Below are 19095 nucleotides of genomic sequence, written 5' to 3' on the forward strand. Positions count from 1 at the left end.
TCCCGTCACTAACTCAGGGGCTCCGCCCCCGAACCCCCAAAAGATTGCGCAGTTCCCCGCGCCCCTAAGGTCTTTAGGGGCGCGGGGAACTGCGCAACCAGCCCCCACCGGCCCGCACCCAACAACACACCCCACGGGGTCTGGGGCGGAGCCCCAGAAGGACGGGAATGGGTAGGGGCGGCGGGGGCGAAGAAACCCTCAGACTCGCCCGCGGGCCCGCCGCGAGACGACCGCGCGCAGCACGCGCCGCCCCTCCGTCGACAGGTCGAGCGCCTGACGAAGCCCGGCCGGCCCATGGGCGGACAGCAACTCCAAGATGGCGATCTGACGCCGCAGTTCGGCCGCGACAAGCGGCGACATGTCCTGCGTACGCCCCTCCCGCCGAGCCGTCACCGAAGACGCCCCATCGCTCGCGGCATCAAGAAGACGATGAATCTGAAGCGCCGCGACAGAACAGGCGTCAGCCCACTCACGAAGGTTCCCGGCACCACGGTCCACCGGAACGGCACCGAGCATCCGATGCGCGAGCACGGTGGCCTCCCCCTCGGCAAACCCTCCAGCACTCCCGACACCCGGCACATCGAGCTTGGCGCGCGCCTGCTCGACCCGCTCCGCCCAGTCCTCGCCCCACTCCCCGCCCCACCCCTCGCTCTCGGCAAGGCTCGCCCACAAGGGCCGCAGAATCTCGTCGTCCCCGCCCAACAGCGGCACGCACCGGTCCAGACACGCCAGCCCGCTCGCCGCAAGACCACGCTCGTCGGCCTGAGCGATCAGTTCCACCAGGCTCATCACGCCTCCCTCGGTGGGGCCGCCTCTGGTAACGGAGCCCGCACTTCCCCTTACTGCGTGCACTGTGGCCGGAACGTCACACTGCGAGTTGGCCGAAATCTACATGGGGACGACGCCGAGCCGGTCCAGAAATCGGAAGAAAAGCATCTCGGCCGACGGATCGGCGTCGGAGGTGAGCACCTCGAGGAGTGGTTCCTCGGGCACGGGACGACCCGATTCGGCGGCCCAGGCGACCGCCCGCCCGACGGCGTCGTGCGGTTCGAGGAAGAAGTCGTCGACGGCCAGCCCGTCCTCGTTGCCGCCGAGGTACCCGGCCATCGCGTCCCTGTTCAGACAGGTGGTCCAGGCACCGCTCTCGGGCGCGGCCGCCTCGACGACCACGCAGTCGCTGTCCATCACGTACCCGAACAGCGCGGGCGCGCCCGTCTCCTGGGCCAGGTCGTTCATGTTGCCGACGTCACCCTTGGCAGGGTCGTCGGGAGCGTTCGGGTACTCCCACACCTGCCAGCCGTCGTCCGCCGTCTGCTGCAGCGTCAGGCCGGACGCACCCGACAGCGCCTCCAGTTCCGCGAGCGGCCGCTCGCTCCTGCCTACGACGAAATATCCCCAGTAGCCCATCCCGCTCCCCCGGTGTATCGGTTCGGCCAGCGTGAATACACCACACACGCACGGCAGTTCGCCACCGAAACGGGCAAGCCGCCGCAACTGCGCCACACCGGCGCGTGATCCAGGCCAGGCCTTTTCGTCCTGCATACCGTCACCTGGGCGTTGACGTCCACGCGACACGACCGTCACGTACGCCTCGTCCGTATCCTCAGCCCATCCGTATCCTCAGCCCAGCTTCCCCGCGAGTTCCTTGAACTCCGCCCACGGCATCCCCGGCTTCCGCGGATCCCACAGCTTCTGGGTCAGCGCCCGCAGCGGCATCCGGATCCCGGCCGCGACCTGGTCCTGGGTCTGCGAGGCGGAGAGGTCGCACCAGACGGCGAAGTAGCCGCCGAGGATCTGGTCGTCGTACTCCCGTGACACCGGAGTCGTCCCGCGCACGACGAGCGGGGTCCACTGCTCGTAGATGCGCTGCCCGGTCGGGTAGACGAAGGCGTTGGGCTGCCCGAGCACGTAGTACAGGTACTCGTCGTTGTAGTTGATCAGCTCGCGCCCGGCGCGCAGATACTCGGCCGGCTGCCGCGCGCCGATCTCCTTGCCCGTCCAGTACGCGACCTGGATGTCGTCGTCGGCCTGCACCGCGCCCCCGGGGAAGAACCCGTCGTTCCAGGCCCGTACGGTCCGCTCGTGCCCGCGCATCACGTCGGCCCGGTCGTTGAGCCACCCGGTCGCGAGGTCCGCGATCCCGGCGCCCGAGCCGTACTTGTCCTTCGCGGCGGCGGCCAGCTGCGGATACGAGGCCGCCGGGTTGGACACCGTCAGCGCGCGGTACTCGTCGGCGCCGAGATGCCAGTAGCGCCCGGGGAAGAGGCCCGCGTACTCGTTCAGCAGGTCGTCCACGATCTTCGCGGACGCGGGCTTGGAGATGTCCAGCGAGCCCCGCGAGACGACGCCCTGCGTGTTGCGGAGCTGGAGGTCGGGGTGCGCGTCGAGCACCGCGCCCAGGTGGCCGGGCGAGTCGATCTCGGGCACGACGGTGATGTGCCGGCTCCCCGCGAGCGCGAGGATGCGCCGCACCTCCGCCTTCGACAGATGCTGCTTCGACACGACCTCGGGATGCGAGTCGGAGGCGATCCGGAAGCCCTGGTCGTCGGAGAAGTGCAGCCCGAGCTGGTTGTACTTCAGGTCGCCCAGCTCACGGATCCGGTCCTCGATCCACCCGGCCGTGAAGTGCTTGCGTGCGATGTCCAGCATGAACCCTCGCTGCGGCTTGGCCGGCGAGTCCCGTACGACTCCCTCGGGTGCCGTGCCGCCCTGGCGTACCTCCTGCTTGAGCGTGCGCGTGCCGTAGAAGACGCCCGCCTCGGCCGTCCCGCTGATCCGCACCCGCCCGTCCTTCACGGCCAGCGTGTACGACTCGGCGTTGGCGTCCTCGTCGGTGAGGCCCAGCTCCACGTCGCCGGCCCGCGCCCCGCCGGAGCCCGCGTAGGCCAGGCCCAGCTCCCCGGCGAGCAGCCGTCCCTCGTCCGCGAGCGCGTCGTCGCCCACGACGACCCGCCCGCCCTTCGCGGGGCGCCAGCCGGGCCCGCGCGCCGGGGTGTGCTCCCGTACGGCCGGAATGGTCCGAGGAGTCTTCGACAGCGGATACGTCCGACTGGGTGACGGAGTGGGGGAAGTGGACGGGGGCGGCGCCAGGGCGGTTCTCCCTCCGGAGGGCCGCTGGGACGAGGGCGCGCCGGAGTCACCGCTCGGCCAGAGCCCGACGGTCAGCGCGGCACCCGCCGCGACCGCCACACCCGCACCGACCAGCAGAGTCCTCCTGCCGCCCGGCACGGACCGCGAAGCCCTGCGCCCACGCCCGTTCACCACAGACCACTCACCCTCCTGCGATCACTCCCGTACCTGTACCTTCACTGTGAACCTAAGCCCCGTCCCGCGGGACCACCGTCCACCGCCCGTTCTTAAACTCTCTCTTACGGGTGATATTCGGGCATCCGTCGGACAGGTCGTGTCACACCTCGATAGCGTGATGACACATCTCTCACTTGACCCCCTGCCGAACCACCGCGTGGCGCACATCCGAGCGTCACCGAACCGAGAAGGAACCCACGCTGCCCGCGCACCGTCCTTCCCGCCTCCCCGGCCAGGCCGTCGCCATTCCGGACCCGCCCGAGCCGCCCAAGCCGTCCGGGCCCTCGGCACTGCCGGAGCAGACCCGCTCGGCGCCGGATCCCACCGGCCACCGCCCCAGCGGCCTGGACCGGTTCAACGGCATGCCCGCCGACGAGGCCGAGCGCGCCCTCCTCGCCTGCTGCGGCAGCCACCACTGGGCCCGCCGCGTCGCCGCCCACCGCCCGTACCCCGACCTGGAGTCCCTGCTGGCGGCGGCCGACGAGGCGGCGTACGACCTGGCCCCCGGCGATCTCGCCGAGGCCCTGGCCTGCGAATCGCTCACGCTCCTCCCGGAAGGCGCGTACTCCGCGGCCCACACCGCCCTGAGCGCCGCCCACGCCGCCTACGAGAGCCGTTTCGGCCACGTCTTCGTCATCTGCCTGGACGACACGGCCCCCGAGGAGTCCCTCGACCAGGTCCTGGCCGGAATCCGATCACGATTGACAAACGATCCCGACGAGGAACGAATCCTGACGGCAGAAGAACTCCGCCGCCTCGCAAGGGGCCGCCTCACCAGGTCTTTCAGTCCCACGGGCAACTGCGCGGTCTCCTAGAGACCCGGGTGCCACCTCCCAGCGGCGCGGGGACGCCACAGCCTCCTAGGGGCGCGGGGAACTGCGCAGTCTTTGAGGCGCGCACCGGGAACGGCTGCAGCCTTCTTGGGGGCGCGGCCCTCTTGGGGGCGCGGGGAACTGCGCAATCTTTTAGCGCGCGCTAGGAACGGCCGCAGCCTTCCTGGGGCGCGAGGAACGGCGCAGCCCTTTGGGGGCGCGGGGAACTGCGCAATCTTTCAGGGGCGCGAGGAACTGCGCGACAAGCCACAACACACCCGCACCCGGCAACCCACCCAAACCCCCCACCCCCGTAGCCGCCCCGCCCCACCTACGGAGTAGCCCGTCCGTGTCCCATATGACTGCCGGTTCGATCACATCGGTAGGCCCGCCGTAAACGTTCCGACAACACGTCGCTACGATGGCCAGGGCCGGTGGACCGTACCCGGCCGGGCCCGACCGACACAGAAGCCGGCGCGGCCCCAATCCCCGCTCCCGGAGGGTTCTTCCGTGCCGGCTGGAACGCTGTACCGCGGCCGGGAAGGAATGTGGTCATGGGTGGCTCATCGAGTCACCGGCGTCCTCATCTTCTTCTTCCTGTTCGTACACGTGCTGGACACCGCTCTTGTGCGTGTCTCCCCCGAGGACTACGACAAGGTCGTAGCCACCTACAAGACGCCGATCGTGGCACTGCTGGAGTACGGCCTCGTCGCCGCGATCCTCTTCCACGCCCTCAACGGCCTGCGCGTCATCGCCGTCGACTTCTGGTCGAAGGGCCCGCGCTACCAGAAGCAGATGCTCTGGACCGTGGTCGGCATCTGGGTCGTACTGATGGTCGGGGCCCTGTACCCCGTACTCGGCCACGCCGCTCGTGAAGTCTTCGGGAGCTGACGCCAACAATGTCCACCACTGAGAAGACCGCCGCCTCCGGCATCGGCCCCGTCGAGGGCGCCTCCCTCTACGGCGTCGACAACCCGGCGCCCCTGATCGAGGCCCCGCGCAAGCGGACGAAGAAGACCCCGAAGTCCACCCGTGGCAACTTCGAGATGGCCGCATGGCTCTTCATGCGGCTGTCCGGCATCGTCCTCGTCGTCCTCGTCATCGGCCACCTGCTGATCCAGCTCGTCCTCGACGGCGGCGTCTCCAAGATCGGCTTCGCCTTCGTGGCGGGCCGCTGGGCGTCCCCGTTCTGGCAGACGTGGGACCTGCTGATGCTGTGGCTGGCGATGCTGCACGGCGCCAACGGCCTGCGCACGGTCATCAACGACTACGCGGAGCGCGCGAACACCCGGCTGTGGCTCAAGGGCCTGCTCTACACGGCCACGGTGTTCACCATCCTGCTGGGCACGCTGGTGATCTTCACCTTCGACCCGAACATCCGCTAGATCCGGGGCTACGAGAATCATGAAGATCCACAAGTACGACACAGTCATCGTCGGCGCGGGCGGCGCCGGCATGCGCGCCGCGATCGAAGCGACGAAGCGCAGCCGTACCGCCGTGCTCACGAAGCTCTACCCCACCCGCTCCCACACGGGCGCCGCGCAGGGCGGCATGGCCGCCGCGCTGGCCAACGTGGAGGAGGACAACTGGGAGTGGCACACCTTCGACACGGTCAAGGGCGGTGACTACCTGGTCGACCAGGACGCCGCCGAGATCCTGGCGAAGGAGGCCATCGACGCGGTCCTCGACCTGGAGAAGATGGGCCTGCCGTTCAACCGCACCCCGAACGGCACCATCGACCAGCGCCGCTTCGGCGGTCACAGCCGCAACCACGGCGAGGCCCCGGTCCGCCGGTCCTGCTACGCGGCCGACCGCACCGGCCACATGATCCTCCAGACGCTGTACCAGAACTGCGTGAAGGAGGGCGTGGAGTTCTTCAACGAGTTCTACGTCCTCGACCAGCTCATCACCGAGGTCGACGGCGTCAAGCACTCGGCCGGTGTCGTCGCGTACGAACTGGCGACCGGTGAGATCCACGTCTTCCAGGCGAAGGCCGTGATCTACGCGTCCGGCGGCACCGGCAAGTTCTTCAAGGTGACCTCGAACGCGCACACGCTGACGGGCGACGGACAGGCGGCGGTCTACCGTCGCGGCCTGCCGCTGGAGGACATGGAGTTCTTCCAGTTCCACCCGACCGGCATCTGGCGCATGGGCATCCTGCTGACGGAGGGCGCCCGCGGTGAGGGCGGCATCCTCCGCAACAAGGACGGCGAGCGCTTCATGGAGAAGTACGCGCCGGTGATGAAGGACCTCGCGTCCCGCGACGTCGTGTCCCGCTCCATCTACACGGAGATCCGTGAGGGCCGCGGCTGCGGTCCCGAGGCCGACCACGTCTACCTCGACCTCACCCACCTCCCGCCGGAGCAGCTGGACGCCAAGCTGCCCGACATCACGGAGTTCGCCCGTACGTACCTGGGCATCGAGCCGTACACGGACCCGATCCCGATCCAGCCCACCGCGCACTACGCGATGGGCGGCATCCCGACGAACGTCGAGGGTGAGGTCCTGTCGGACAACACCACGGTCGTCCCGGGCCTGTACGCGGCCGGCGAGGTCGCCTGCGTGTCCGTCCACGGCGCGAACCGCCTGGGCACGAACTCGCTCCTGGACATCAACGTGTTCGGGCGCCGCTCGGGCATCGCCGCGGCGGAGTACTCCTCGAAGGTGGCCGCGCACGTCGAGCTGCCCGAGGACCCGGCCTCGCTGGTCGTCGAGCAGATCGAGCGGCTGCGTTCGTCGACGGGCAACGAGCGCGTGGCGGACATCCGCCGCGAGCTGCAGGAGACCATGGACGCCAACGTCATGGTGTTCCGCACCGAGCAGACGATCAAGACGGCCGTGGAGAAGCTCGCGGAGCTGCGCGAGCGCTACAAGAACGTCTCGATCCAGGACAAGGGCAAGCGGTTCAACACCGACCTGCTGGAGGCCGTCGAGCTCGGCAACCTCCTGGACCTGGCCGAGGTCATGGCGGTCTCCGCCCTCGCCCGCAAGGAGTCCCGCGGCGGTCACTACCGCGAGGACTACCCGAACCGCGACGACGTCAACTTCATGCGCCACACCATGGCGTACCGCGAGGTCGGCGACGACGGCACCGAGTCCATCCGTCTCGACTACAAGCCGGTCGTCCAGACCCGCTACCAGCCGATGGAGCGTAAGTACTGATGGCTACCCCCACCCTGGACAAGGCGGACGCGGCCGGCACCCCCGAGCCCGGTTTCGCCGACTCCCCGTACATCACGGCCACCTTCCGCATCCGCCGCTTCAACTCCGAGGTCTCGGCGGAGGCGGTCTGGGAAGACTTCCAGCTGGAGATCGACCCGAAGGAACGTGTCCTCGACGCCCTCCACAAGATCAAGTGGGACGTGGACGGCACCCTCACCTTCCGCCGCTCCTGCGCGCACGGCATCTGCGGCTCGGACGCCATGCGGATCAACGGCAGGAACCGTCTTGCCTGCAAGACGCTGATCAAGGACATCAACCCCGAGAAGCCCATCACGGTCGAGCCCATCAAGGGCCTGACGGTCCTGAAGGACCTGGTCGTGGACATGGAGCCGTTCTTCCAGGCGTACCGCGACGTCATGCCCTTCCTCATCACGAAGGACACGAACGAGCCGACCCGGGAACGCCTCCAGACGGCGGAGGACCGCGAGCGCTTCGACGACACGACGAAGTGCATCCTCTGCGCGGCCTGCACCTCCTCCTGCCCGGTCTTCTGGAACGACGGCCAGTACTTCGGCCCGGCCGCGATCGTGAACGCGCACCGTTTCATCTTCGACTCGCGTGACGAGGCGGGCGAGCAGCGCCTCGAAATCCTGAACGACAAGGACGGCGTCTGGCGCTGCCGCACCACGTTCAACTGCACGGACGCCTGCCCCCGAGGCATCGAGGTCACAAAGGCGATCCAGGAAGTGAAGAGGGCGCTGATCACTCGGCGCTTCTGACCTCCACGGTCGTACGTTGACGAAGGCCCTGCCTTCCCGGACTTTCTCAGGTTCCGGGGGCGGGGCCTTCGTCGCGTACATGCTGTGCGTGCAAGGGAGTTGGCGGCATACTCGGTGGAACTAACTCGGGGGACGCCATGCGACGGACAGGGAGAGCCGACGGCTTCCGACACCTGCAGGCCCGGGTCGTCCACCACGACCTGAGCTTCGAGGGGCAAGAAGCGAAAGCACCTGCCGTCGGAACGTTCCTCTATGTATGCAAGAAACTCGATTGCAAGGAACCCACCCGTTTACGCCGCTCGGACAACACCCCGCTGAAGTGTCACGGGGCACGAATGATGTGCCGGAAGGTTCGCATCGGAGGTGACGTCGACACAGTCTCGCCGCATGCGCAGGACATCTGGGCGTGTACGAGATGCGAGGTAGCCCCCGCTCGGATGGTCCTGCCTCCTGAGCACGACCGCGGCTGCACACACGAGTTCGTCCTGTACGCAACGACCTCCGAGTGAGGAGAGCCACTCGATGCTGGGCGGACTGATCTCAGCCGGAAGCAAGGCCCTGGGCGGCGCTCGCTTCAGTCTCATCAGCGTGATGCCGGGGTTCCTGGTGATCGCTGTCGTCGCCGTCCTTGTACGGGCGCATTTGTACGACCCCGCGTCGCCTGCCGACTTCAGCGCGGTGATGCTCGCCAAGAAGGATGCCCTGGGCGCCGCTCTGTTTCTCCTTCTCGCCTTCCTGGGCGGCGTACTTCTGCGGCCGTTCGAAGCAGCCGTCGTGCAACTCCTTGAGGGATATTGGGCCTCACCGATCACGTCTCTTCGCCACGCGGCCGTTGAGCGGCATCGACGACGAAGGCTCCGGGCACAGGTCGAGATCGATCACGCCGACGGCAGCAACTCCCGTTGGGGCACGGAACCCGTCGCCCTCGAGCCGCCGCCTGTCGGTATGCGGCCGCTGGCCGAACTGGTCGCCGAAGACCGTGCCCTCGCCCGGAAATCGCGTGGCGTGGCGCGGGCCAGGCAGATCCGGCGGGGCTACCCCGTCAAGGTGCTCGAACCCGACGAGCCGATGGCAGGAGACGACCAGGCAGTGTTGCTGCCGACCTTGTTGGGCAATGCCCTGCTCAGAGGCGAGCGCCTGTCCGGTGATCGATACGGCCTCGACATGCCGACGGTCGGCCCTCGGATCTACCCGTTCATCTCCCCCAGGCTGCAGGGCGCCATCAACCAGCAGATGGACCTCATATCGGCGTCCGCGTCGCTGTGTGTCTCCCTCACCGTGGCGACCGCCGCGATGCTTCCGCTTCTGGCCAGACTCGACGGATGGTCGTTTCTGCCTCTGATCCCGGCCTGTATGGCAGCCGTTGCCTACCGAGGAGCCGTCGCCGCTGCCCTTGCCCACGGCAGGCTGCTCTGCACGGTCTTCGACCTGCATCGGTTCGACCTCATCAAGGCCTTCCACTACGTCATCCCGTCGGACGCGGAAGGCGTCTCGGCACTCAACAGGCGAATATCGGAGTTCCTGGCGGCTGAGAACGTACACGGCCTTGACCGGTTCACCCGGCTGGACAGCTATGAATCAGTGCACCATCCCGACGACCAGGACGTCCTACAGCGAACTGATCGCGACGGACCCGCCCAGACCTAGAACGTTCAGTACGAGCCGGTGGGGGTGGCGGAGGCTTCCCTCGCTCAAGTACTCGTCGACATTGGGGTACACGGCTATACGGTCCGCGAAGTGCACCGCGAGTGAGCTTTCCACGTTGCCCTTCACAACCGCACAGTACGGCCCTACGACGAGTTCGACGCGACCGAAGAGCACGGTGACGTCCGCCTCGATCACCCGGGCCGGGTCCTCGGGCGATGCGTCCCCCATGAACCGCGCGCCGGACAGATCGATCACGGCATTCCCGAAGTACGAGCTCACCGTCACGTTCCGCAACGGCACCGTCGTGGTGACGACCCGTCGGTCCACCGGAACCAGCACGCTCCGGTACCGGCGCAGTGGATGCTCCTCCTCAGGGCGTCGGGACTCGGTCCGTACGCCCAAGGAGAGGGCCGTTCCGAGGGCGATGACGACGAGCGGCCATATCCGGTCGGCCGACGACTCGTCGAAGACGCCTGCGTCGTACGCGGCCCACAACCCACCCCCTGCAAGGAGCACAACGGGCCCGGCCAGCAGCCCTCTTGGCACGGCCGCCCGCAGGATCAGCAGAAGCCCCACCGCGGCGAGTGCGTACGGCAACGCCGACAGCGCCCACCGTCCGCCGGAGCGGACCGCCGACCCCCCACCCAGCAGCCAGACCGTGCCGACGACAACCACCAGCAGCCCGAAGGCAATTCGCACGCGGCCCACCGGCTCCCCCTCCCGCAATCAGCCTGAAGCGTACTGAAGCCTCCATGACAGGTCCCGTGCCGGGCAGGGACAGGCTCAGGGTGAGGTCGGGGTCGGGTCCGGGAACTTCCCGATGGAAGGGAGGGATGTGCGGCGCGAGGCTGGTGGGCATGGCGAACTTACGTGGGCGCAAGAGGCGTTGGAGAACGGCAGCGAGCGCCGGAGCAGTGGCGGCCGTGCTGGTGGCCGGGACCGTGCCGGCGGTGGCCGCGGGCCCCGGGCACGGGGTGGCCCGCGGTGACCAGGGGCTCGACAAGAGTGACCGGGGGCTCGACAAGGAGGCTCTGCGGGCGGCCCTCGCCGGGCTGCCCGATGAGAACGTGACGGGTGGGCTGATCCGGATGTCCGGTACGGATGGCCGCTGGACGGGTACGGCCGGTCCGTCCGTGCCGGTCGCCGACGCTCACTTCAGGATCGGCAGTGTCACCAAGATCTTCACGTCGACCGTGCTGCTCCAACTGGCCGCCGAGGGACGGCTGGCCCTCGACGACACGGTGCAGGAACTGATTCCGGGCCTTCTGCCGGCCGGCTACTACCCCGTCACCGTGGGCCAGTTGCTCAGCCACACCAGCGGCCTGCAGATCATGACCTGCGCCACGGAGGACATGTCACCGCGCGAGGCCGTGGACGCCTCGCTGGCCTGTGGAGAGCCGACGGAACCGGGCGGGGCCACGCGGTACAACGGCATCAACTACTTCATCGCCGGCCTGATCATCGAGCAGGTGACGGGCCGTACGTACGGCTCCGAAGTCCGCACCCGCATCCTCACCCCCCTCCGTCTGCGCGACACGTACGTACCTGCCCTGGACGACTGGTCCATCCCGGCGCCCTACACACGCGGACTGGTGACTGTGCCGGGCGGCTCCGGCGAGCTCAAGGACGTGAGCGTCCAGAACCCGTACGGCTGGGCGGAGGGCGGGATGATCTCCAACGCCCCCGACCTGGCCCGCTTCTTCACGGCCCTGTACCGCGGCCGTCTCCTCCCGCCGGCCCAGCAGAAGGACCTCTTCCGGATGCCCGCCGCGGCGTCCGGCGACACGCAGTTCAGCAACGGCGGGCTCCAGCGCACCGAGTTCCCCGACGGCACGGTCGTCTGGGGCAAGAGCGGGCACGTACCCGGCTACACGAGCGGTGCCTTCGCCACCCGCGACCTCCGCCGCGTCCTGGTGTACGCCCTCAACCCGACGGACCGGTCCCCGGAACTGCCGTACGTCCTGCGGATCGCGGGGGCGGCGTTCGACGTCCCGGTACCGGCTACAGCTGGCTGAGGATCGTCGGGTCCGTGATCTCCGTGTCGTTGGCCAGCATCATCGCCTTGCTGAGGATGACGGCGAGGGTTCGGTCTCCCTCGTACGGCAAGTAGCCGGTCTGGGGAGACGTCGGCGCGGACTTCGGGACTATGCACAGGTACTGGTCGTTCGGGGTCATCAGGATGTTGCCCGAGCCGAGGTGGATCTTGTACGTGTGGCGCTCGCCCTTCACGTGCAGGAAGCGGCCCTCCAGGGTGCAGCGGTCGGCTATCGCGAGCCGGGGGATCAGGCGGTCCAGGAGGGCCCGGCGGGTCTCGGCGCTCTGGTTCAGCTCGCCGAAGCTGTACCCCGACCAGTACTCCTGGAAGCGGCCGCCGGGGCCGCCGTCCTGCCAGGTCGGGTCGTTGCCGACACTCGCGACACCCACGAACAGGTCGACGTCGCGCAGGACTTCGGAGAGGGCGAGGGGTGGGATCTCGGTGAGGGGCAGGGGCTCGACCGGGTCCTGCCCGTCCCGCAGCCACATGCTGTACTCGCCGCCGTAGCAGTGCGCCGAGTTCTCCGGGGCGTCGATCGGGTAGAAGCGGACCTGGTCGGTACGCAGCCGCAGGTAGCTGCCGGACTCCGTGGTGTCCTCGCCGTACTCCTCGCCGTCGCCCTCGATCCAGTACTCGGCGCGCAGGCCCCACTGGGGCAGCTCCCGGCTGGCCGGCGGAGCCGAGTCGTCGACGCACAGCCGGAGCTTGTTGCGCCAACCCCTGATCGCGGCCAGCGAGTGGAACTGGTGCTGCCGCAGCACGTGCGCCGCGAAACGGTTCGAGTACGTGCCCGTGGCGCGCTCGGCGTCGGTGAGCAGGTACACTTCGCGGTGGGCCTGCTTGAACGGCTGGGTGATCTCGTGCCGCTCCAGCCAGTCGCGCCAGGCGACGATCTCGGCGGGTTCGCGGCCCACCGGGTGCCAGAGCCCGACCTCCGACCCCGTGGTAACCGGGTCGTCGGTGAGCGTGCGCAGCTCGCCGTCGGCGAAGCCGACCGGTCTGTCGTCGACCGTCCACAGGAGACGTCGGGCGAGGGTGCCAACCAGCGGGTGGTCGATGTAGCGCTCGCGCCAGGCGTCGTACGCCCACGTGCGCCGGGCCAGGAACTGGCGGTCGAGCCGCTCCGCCTGCGCCGAGAGCATCTTGTCGATGTCCTTGGCGGCGGCCTTGAGTTCCTTGAGCTCGTCGGCGTGGTCCCGCTTCACGGCGGCGGGCACGCTCTTGACCTCCTTGCCCGCCGCGTTGCGCCAGCCGAGCACGGACTTGGTGCCGTGGACCTCGATGAGTGCGGTGACGTCCCCGAGTCGGTGCAGGGCACGCCCCACCTCGGTGAGTCCGTACGCCGGGACGGCGAGCTCCTCGATCTCCTCCCGACTCAGGCCGAGCGCGGTGGCACGGGCCTCCAGCGCCACGTCGAGCAGCTTCGCCGTGTTCTTGTACGTCACCCGCGTGGCCAGGCGGGCCAGTTCGGCGAGGGCGGCCTCGCTGTCGACGCGGGAGAGCGCGATGACGCCCGCGTTGGCGACCTTCGGGTTGCGCGGGCCCATCCCGGCGACCTTCTTGAGGGAGGTCTCGACGAGCGCGCCCAGCGCCCGGGCCGTGTCGGGGTGCGGCGGCAGGAGGGACAGCAGCCAGGCGAGTCCGCGCAGGGCGTTGGCGTTGTACGGGTCGTAGGCGTTGTTGATGTCCGGCTCGTAGCTCTGGCGTTCCAGCGGGATGGTGCGCGGCCGGCCGACGAGGGCAAGCCACGACAGTGTGGTCTCCCTTACCCGGTCCGCCCCGATGCTGTCGATGAGGGCCCGGGCCTGCTTGTCCCACTTGGCGCTCGGCTTGGCGGCGGTGGCCGTGAGGGCGTGAGCGAGCAGGGCCTGCCAGCGGTCGTCGTCGTCCGAGCCGGTGAGCTGCTCCATGGCGTGATCGGCCCACGCCTCGCCGACGTTGAGGACAGGAGTGGTGAGCTTCTTGGCCAACTCCACGAGGTGCTCCGAGCGGTAGGCGGCCAGGGCCGTACGGCGGAAGACGGCCACGACGGAGGGTGCGAGTCGTCTGCCGGTCGCGAGCTCCGCCTCCGCCAGGAGGTCGAGGCGTGTGGCGTGCCAGTACGAGTGCCGGGCACCGAGCGTTTCGAGCTCCGCCAGCCGCTCGGTGGGGAGGAAGAAGTCCTCGGGCAGGTCATGGGCGATGATGCCGAGCAGTGTCAGCACCTTCTGCCGGGTCTCCGACTCCGTGCCGAGCGAGCGGAAGCGCTCGATGAGCGCGTGGGCGAGCCGGCGACGCTCCTCCACGGGCAGGTCGCGCAGGGTGTCGAAGAGCTGGCACCATTCGTCGCCCCAGAAGCCGTGGTTGGCGACAGCGGCCTTCAGCACCTCGTCTGCGAGTCTGCCCATGTTCCCCGCGTCGATCTGGTTGCGGATCTTCTGCGTGTGCGATCGCATCGACGCCATCAGCCACCCACCAGCGCGACGAGCTTCAGGAACGTGACCTCGGTGCCGAGCCTCAGCTCGATCTCCTCGTCGAGGTCGGTGAACTGCCGGTCCCCCACCAGCACCAGGAACCCGTTCCCCGCGAAGGCCTTGAGCGCCAGCTCGGACTGGACCTCGGGGTCTATCCGCCGGGGCGTCCGCAACGCGTACCCGTTCAGCACGCGCTCGGTGTCCTTGGGCTGCACCAGCCCCTGGAACACCTCCGGCGTACGCGCGTTGAACTCGGCGACCTCCTGGAAGACCCGCCGCCGGATCAACTCGCGCAGTGCGAGCCGCTCCTCGGCGATCTCCAGCCCCCAGCCCGCACCGCGGTCCCCGCTTGTCGTCTCGTCGACGAACGTCACCATTCCCATGCCGTCGACAGTACGAGGCACCAGTCAACTACCCGGACTGAAGTTCCGGGCTTGCTGCTCTAGTCATCACTGGCTGTGATGGTTTCGGCTGCGTCCTGTACTCACGCGATGAGGGTGAGTTCTGGGGCCGTTGACTGGGCCCCGCAGACCCATGCCATCCACCCTCTGTGGCGGATGTTGTGGGACGCGTTGTGGTCCGCGTGCTCGACGAAGCCGCAGGACCTGCACGCGAACCGGGCCTGGTCGGGCCGGTTGTTGCGTGCGGTGTGGTGGCACTGGGCGCATTCCTGGCTGGTGTAGGCCGGGTCGACGTACACCACCGGCACTCCGGCCCGGCGGGCCTTGTAGGCGATGAACATGCCGAGCTGGGCGAACGGCCAGGAGTGGAGCGTGACGCGTTGGGGCTTTCTCAGCCGTGCCCGCTCGCGGATGCCCGTGAGTTCTTCCAGGGCGATCCCGCGGCCGGTGCGTTCAGCCTCTGCCACGATCCTCTTGGAGATTTTGTGGTTGATGTCCTTGTTGCGGCGGGCTTCCTTGCCCGCGCGCTTTTTCGCCCGCCGCTTGGCGGACTTGGTGTTTTTCTTCTGCAGCTTGGAGTGCTGCCTGCGGTCGTTCGCGCGTTTCCGGTTGATCTGACGGCCGGTGTGGCGCACGCCGTCGGAGGTGGCGGCGATGTTCTCGATGCCCAGGTCCACCCCGATAAACCCGGCTGGCCGGGCGCTGAGGGTGGCCTCGGGGATCTCGCAGGTCGCGATCAGGAACCACTTCCCGCCCTGACATACCAGGTCGGATTCGCCCTGGCGGTGTGCGGCCAGGACTTCCAGTTGGTCGGCCTGCCCGGTGAACTTCACGCCCTTCATCCGCCCGGTAGTGGTCCAGATGGAGACGGTGTTCCCGGTGTGCTGCCAGGACAGCATCCGGTCGTCATACGGCTGAGCCGCCTCAGGGCGGAAGACGACCGGCTTGCCCGAGGCCCGGGCGTAACGCGTGGAGCCGGGCCGCCCGTAACGGCCGTTGCGCAGGTTCGCCCGCAGCGTGGTGTAGGCGTCACAGGTCTTCTTGACCGCATGCTGGGCCGCCTGCGCCCCCAGACCCCACCGCTCCCGGATCTGGGTGTAGGTGTGCTTCCGCAAGGTGAGCGGACGCCGCGCGTCCTTCTCGAGGGCGACCTCGGCGGCCCAGGTCGCCGCCTCGTTGCAGGCATGCAGCGTCGCCTCAAGTGCCGCCGCCTGCACGGGCGTTGGCAGCAGCTTCACCCGCACCACCAGCTTCATGACGCCGACCCTAACCGGCCGGTCGTACGAGCTGCCCACTCGCACGGGAGTTCCACTCGATCAAGCGAACCGTAGCCCGTGCATTCGAATCACGTGCATTCCTCCGGCTCCGCCGACAACATTCCAGGCGCACCGCGCCCGAAAACCGCGAAGCTGCGACTCTCCGCGTCGCAGCCACGAGATGCGATACCTCCCGGGCGTGAACGCCCGGGGTTCCTCGCAAGAACCCACTGACAATCAGTCACCGCGGGGGAAAGCAGGCGGCGGCGCAGCGACGGGTCCGTCAACGCGGGCTGCTCGACGAAGTAGTTGTCGGCCCGGTTGAGGTCTGTGCCGGGCGGAACGATCTCGTCAATGTGGTCCAGGATCGCGTCGTCGAGGGTGACGTCGACGCTCGCCAGCAGGTCGGTGAGCTGGTCCATCGTGCGCGGGCCGATGATGGCCGAGGTGACGCCCGGGTGGGCGGGCACGAAGGCCAGGGCCATGTGCGGGAGCAGGAGACCGGCGTCGGCGGCGACCTTCCTGAGGTCGGCTGACCGCGGCGAGCTTGCCCGCGTTGCCGGGCAGGACCGGGTCGAACTTGAAGCCCTCCGGCTTGGCACGCCCACAGCCGCGAGGTCACGGCAGGAGAGCCAGCCGACGCTGAGCGGGCCCTAGGTCAGCATGCCACGCCTTGGCTTCCTCGCCTGCGTGAAGCACATCACCCACCCGGTCGGGAGCGAACTGTGGCTGCACTACGAGTCCCTGCCGCTGCCCTCCGATCCCGGCCAGACCCTGGTCACGTTCACGGCGGAGCCCGGCTCTCCGACGGAGAAGGCGCTGCGGCTGCTCGCCACGCGCGCGACGCCGCAGCCGGTTCCCTCGCCCTGAGCGGACGGCGACCTATTCTGACGGTATGTCAGATGACGAGTCGTACGAACTGCTCGGTTTCGACAACGTGCTGCTGCCCGTCGGGAACCTCGACGAGGCGCTGGGCTTCTACGGGCGGGCCGGATTCCCGGTGGCCTTCCGTCTGGACGAGGCCGGGATCGCCCTGCTGAAGGTCGGGAACGAGACTCCGGGCGTGCTGCTGCGCGTGGACGAGGAGCTCGGACAGCGGGGGCCGTCCTGGCCGGCGTGCCGCGTCTGGCTGGAGGTTCGGGACGCGCGGGTGACGGCACGGGCGCTGACCGCTGCCGGGATCCAGCCCCTGGACGAGCCCTTCCCGGTGGCCACCGGGTGGACCGTCGAGATCGCCGACCCCTGGGGCAACGTCATCGGCTTCACGGACTACGGCAAGCGTCCGGAGCTGGCGCGCACCCGCTGAGCCCCGGCACCGGAACCGGCACCGGAACCGGCACCGACCGAGCGCACCGCAGCCCTCCAGGGCCCCCGAGACTCCCCCCTCACCCCGTCGCGGCCTGAGCCGCACGTCACACACGCATGCCCCGCAACTGACTTGAACACGTTCAAAAACAGGTCTACATTCTTCCTCGACAGCGCGTTTTGAACGCGTTCAAGAAGTCGAGAAGGGGTGGGGACATGGACCTCACGGTCGTCGCTTACGTCATCTATCTGCTGGTCAGCGTGGCGCTGACGATCTGGGTGGCACGGACGCTCAGCCAGAACGGGCGGATCTTTCTGGCGGATGTGCTGCACGGGAACGAGAAGCTCGCGGAGGCCGTCAACCACCTGCTGGTGGTGGGCTTCTACCTGGTGAACCTGGGCTTCGTGGCCCTCTATCTGAGCCAGGACGAGGAGATCGCCGACGCCCGCGGGGTGTTCGAGGCCCTGTCGACGAAGATCGGTGTGGTGCTCCTGGTGCTCGGCGCCATGCACCTGGGCAACGTCTACGTCCTCAACAAGATCCGGCGCCGGGGCATCATGGAGCGCGAGCAGCAGCCGCCCGTGCCGCCGCAGGACTGGGTCGCCCCGGCGGTCGGGGCGTGACCGCGATGGCCACCGCCGCCACCCCGGACCGGGACGCCGCGCGCGTCCCGGTCCGCGGGCTCACCGTCCTGTACGACGCGCAGTGCTCGCTCTGCGGCTATGTCCGCGACTGGCTCGTACGGCAGCGCCAGTTGGTGCCCCTGGAGCTGGTGCCCGCCGGCTCGGAGGCCGCCATGCGGCGCTTCCCGGGGCTCGACCACGCGGGGACGCTCGACGAGATCACCGTGATCGGCGACTCGGGCCAGGTCTACCGGGGCACCGCGGCCTGGATCGTCACCCTGTGGGCGCTCGCCGAGTACCGCCCGACCGCCCACCGGTTCAGCACCCCGGCAGGGGCGCGGCTCGCGCGCGGCGCGGTCCTCGCCGCCGCCAAGTGGCGTGAGGGTCAGTGGGCTCGCAGGAACGGCGCCTGGGGCGGGAGCGCGTACTACGGGGCCGACGGATGGCAGTACTCCCCGGCCACGGGGTGGACCTACAACGCACCCGCCTGCGACAGCGACACCTGCGCGCCTCGTTAGGCTCTGTCCCGTGCCAGCAGCGAAAGACAGTGCCAGTCGTCCGGACGGCCCCGCGGAGCCGGAGGGCCCCGCCCGGCCGTCCCGTACGCCCGCCAAGAGCGAGCAGACCCGGGCCCTGATCCTGGAGACGGCGATGCGCCTGTTCCAGGAGCGGGGCTACGAGAAGACGACGATGCGGGCCATCGCCAAGGAGGCAGGGGTCTCCGTAGGCAACGCGTACTACTACTTCGCCGGCAAGGAGCACCTGATCCAGGGCTTCTACGACCGGCTCGCCGCCGAGCACCGGGTGGCGGTCCGCGAAGTCCTGGACCAGGAGAAGGACCTGGAGAAGCGGATCGCCGGGGTGCTCAAGGCGTGGCTGGACGTGGCGACGCCGTACCACGAGTTCGCGGTGCAGTTCTTCAAGAACGCGGCCGATCCGGACAGCCCGCTCAGCCCGTTCTCCGCCGAGTCGGAGCACGCGCGCGTGGAGGCCATCGGGGTCTGCCGAGAGGTACTGGCGGGCTCCAAGGCGAAGATCCCCGAGGAACTGCGGGAGGTGCTCCCCGAGTTGCTGTGGCTCTCCCAGATGGGTCTCGTCCTGTACTGGGTCTTCGACCGCACGGAGGGCCGCGAGCGCAGTTACCGCCTCGCCGAGCGAGGTGCCCGCCTCACCTCGCTCGGCGTCTCACTGGCCCGTTTCCGGGTGCTGCGGCCCCTGGTCCGCGAGGTGCACGGGCTGTTCACGGACTTCCTGCCGGGGATGACGAACGCACTGCCCGACCCCGCCAAGAAGTCCGCGAAATAGCGCCCCGCGC

General features: G+C 68.9%; 20 protein-coding genes. 12 read left to right on the top strand and 8 right to left on the bottom strand.

The window, feature by feature from the left end; translation table 11 throughout:
* Positions 1-198 precede the first annotated feature (198 nt).
* The 3 genes from ACIBEI_RS40000 to ACIBEI_RS40010 all read right to left on the bottom strand — a co-directional run bounded on the left by ACIBEI_RS40000 (position 199) and on the right by ACIBEI_RS40010 (position 3261).
* Positions 199-789: a hypothetical protein gene (locus ACIBEI_RS40000; RefSeq protein WP_398895601.1), complete on the bottom strand. Its 591-nt coding sequence runs from the start codon at positions 787-789 to the stop codon at positions 199-201.
* 99 nt (positions 790-888) lie between these two features.
* Positions 889-1407, bottom strand: a complete 519-nt coding sequence (locus ACIBEI_RS40005; RefSeq protein ID WP_398895602.1) for a hypothetical protein — start codon at positions 1405-1407, stop codon at positions 889-891.
* Positions 1408-1620: 213 nt separating this feature from the next.
* A complete protein-coding gene (locus ACIBEI_RS40010; RefSeq protein ID WP_398895735.1) occupies positions 1621-3261 on the bottom strand; it encodes a glycoside hydrolase family 20 protein in 1641 nt (546 codons plus the stop codon).
* A 290-nt stretch (positions 3262-3551) separates the two neighbouring features.
* Here ACIBEI_RS40010 and ACIBEI_RS40015 point away from each other — a divergent pair, with 290 nt between their 5' ends.
* From ACIBEI_RS40015 to ACIBEI_RS40040, 6 genes are all read left to right on the top strand, one after another.
* Positions 3552-4121 (top strand): 2-oxo-4-hydroxy-4-carboxy-5-ureidoimidazoline decarboxylase, encoded by a 570-nt coding sequence (locus tag ACIBEI_RS40015; RefSeq protein ID WP_398895737.1) that lies wholly within the window; start codon positions 3552-3554, stop codon positions 4119-4121.
* Positions 4122-4628: 507 nt separating this feature from the next.
* Positions 4629-5009, top strand: coding sequence for a succinate dehydrogenase, cytochrome b556 subunit (sdhC, locus tag ACIBEI_RS40020; RefSeq protein WP_079053671.1), 381 nt, complete (start codon positions 4629-4631; stop codon positions 5007-5009).
* An 8-nt stretch (positions 5010-5017) separates the two neighbouring features.
* Positions 5018-5503, top strand: a complete 486-nt coding sequence (locus ACIBEI_RS40025) for a succinate dehydrogenase hydrophobic membrane anchor subunit (protein ID WP_055618602.1) — start codon at positions 5018-5020, stop codon at positions 5501-5503.
* 19 nt (positions 5504-5522) lie between these two features.
* The gene (gene sdhA, locus ACIBEI_RS40030; RefSeq protein WP_398895604.1) at positions 5523-7280 is read left to right on the top strand and encodes a succinate dehydrogenase flavoprotein subunit; all 1758 of its coding nucleotides are present in this window, start codon (positions 5523-5525) and stop codon (positions 7278-7280) included.
* The gene (locus ACIBEI_RS40035) at positions 7280-8059 is read left to right on the top strand and encodes a succinate dehydrogenase iron-sulfur subunit (RefSeq protein WP_398895606.1); all 780 of its coding nucleotides are present in this window, start codon (positions 7280-7282) and stop codon (positions 8057-8059) included. Before sdhA ends, ACIBEI_RS40035 begins: the two co-directional genes overlap by 1 nt.
* Positions 8060-8581: 522 nt before the next feature.
* Entirely contained in the window at positions 8582-9706 is a 1125-nt protein-coding gene (locus ACIBEI_RS40040; protein ID WP_398895607.1) for a hypothetical protein, read from the top strand.
* Here ACIBEI_RS40040 and ACIBEI_RS40045 read toward each other — a convergent pair.
* The gene (locus tag ACIBEI_RS40045) at positions 9668-10405 is read right to left on the bottom strand and encodes a hypothetical protein (RefSeq protein ID WP_398895609.1); all 738 of its coding nucleotides are present in this window, start codon (positions 10403-10405) and stop codon (positions 9668-9670) included. The genes ACIBEI_RS40040 and ACIBEI_RS40045 overlap by 39 nt on opposite strands.
* Positions 10406-10563: 158 nt before the next feature.
* Here ACIBEI_RS40045 and ACIBEI_RS40050 point away from each other — a divergent pair, with 158 nt between their 5' ends.
* Positions 10564-11721: a serine hydrolase domain-containing protein gene (locus tag ACIBEI_RS40050; RefSeq protein WP_398895611.1), complete on the top strand. Its 1158-nt coding sequence runs from the start codon at positions 10564-10566 to the stop codon at positions 11719-11721.
* On the opposite strand, the gene ACIBEI_RS40055 is transcribed toward ACIBEI_RS40050, so the two are convergent.
* From ACIBEI_RS40055 to ACIBEI_RS40070, 4 genes are all read right to left on the bottom strand, one after another.
* Positions 11708-14176 (bottom strand): DUF4132 domain-containing protein, encoded by a 2469-nt coding sequence (locus tag ACIBEI_RS40055; protein WP_398895739.1) that lies wholly within the window; start codon positions 14174-14176, stop codon positions 11708-11710. The two genes, ACIBEI_RS40050 and ACIBEI_RS40055, sit on opposite strands and share 14 nt — an antisense overlap.
* A gap of 8 nt (positions 14177-14184) precedes the next feature.
* The gene (locus tag ACIBEI_RS40060) at positions 14185-14577 is read right to left on the bottom strand and encodes a hypothetical protein (protein ID WP_398895612.1); all 393 of its coding nucleotides are present in this window, start codon (positions 14575-14577) and stop codon (positions 14185-14187) included.
* Positions 14578-14678: 101 nt separating this feature from the next.
* Positions 14679-15851 (bottom strand): RNA-guided endonuclease InsQ/TnpB family protein, encoded by a 1173-nt coding sequence (locus ACIBEI_RS40065; protein ID WP_398895613.1) that lies wholly within the window; start codon positions 15849-15851, stop codon positions 14679-14681.
* An 89-nt stretch (positions 15852-15940) separates the two neighbouring features.
* Positions 15941-16459, bottom strand: a complete 519-nt coding sequence (locus ACIBEI_RS40070) for an aldo/keto reductase (RefSeq protein WP_398895614.1) — start codon at positions 16457-16459, stop codon at positions 15941-15943.
* A gap of 55 nt (positions 16460-16514) precedes the next feature.
* Here ACIBEI_RS40070 and ACIBEI_RS40075 point away from each other — a divergent pair, with 55 nt between their 5' ends.
* The 5 genes from ACIBEI_RS40075 to ACIBEI_RS40095 all read left to right on the top strand — a co-directional run bounded on the left by ACIBEI_RS40075 (position 16515) and on the right by ACIBEI_RS40095 (position 19085).
* On the top strand, positions 16515-16721 hold the full coding sequence (locus tag ACIBEI_RS40075; protein ID WP_398895615.1) for a hypothetical protein: 207 nt from the start codon (positions 16515-16517) through the stop codon (positions 16719-16721).
* Between the two features lie 25 nt (positions 16722-16746).
* Positions 16747-17157 carry a VOC family protein gene (locus tag ACIBEI_RS40080; RefSeq protein WP_398895616.1) on the top strand — a complete coding sequence of 137 codons (411 nt, stop codon included), beginning with the start codon at positions 16747-16749 and terminating at the stop codon, positions 17155-17157.
* A 215-nt stretch (positions 17158-17372) separates the two neighbouring features.
* The gene (locus ACIBEI_RS40085) at positions 17373-17780 is read left to right on the top strand and encodes a hypothetical protein (protein WP_398895617.1); all 408 of its coding nucleotides are present in this window, start codon (positions 17373-17375) and stop codon (positions 17778-17780) included.
* Between the two features lie 5 nt (positions 17781-17785).
* On the top strand, positions 17786-18298 hold the full coding sequence (locus ACIBEI_RS40090; RefSeq protein ID WP_398895741.1) for a thiol-disulfide oxidoreductase DCC family protein: 513 nt from the start codon (positions 17786-17788) through the stop codon (positions 18296-18298).
* A gap of 10 nt (positions 18299-18308) precedes the next feature.
* The gene (locus ACIBEI_RS40095; protein ID WP_398895618.1) at positions 18309-19085 is read left to right on the top strand and encodes a TetR family transcriptional regulator; all 777 of its coding nucleotides are present in this window, start codon (positions 18309-18311) and stop codon (positions 19083-19085) included.
* Positions 19086-19095 lie beyond the last annotated feature (10 nt).

The sequence above is a fragment of the Streptomyces sp. NPDC050988 genome, from assembly GCF_044456225.1.
Classification (GTDB): Bacteria; Actinomycetota; Actinomycetes; order Streptomycetales; family Streptomycetaceae; genus Streptomyces.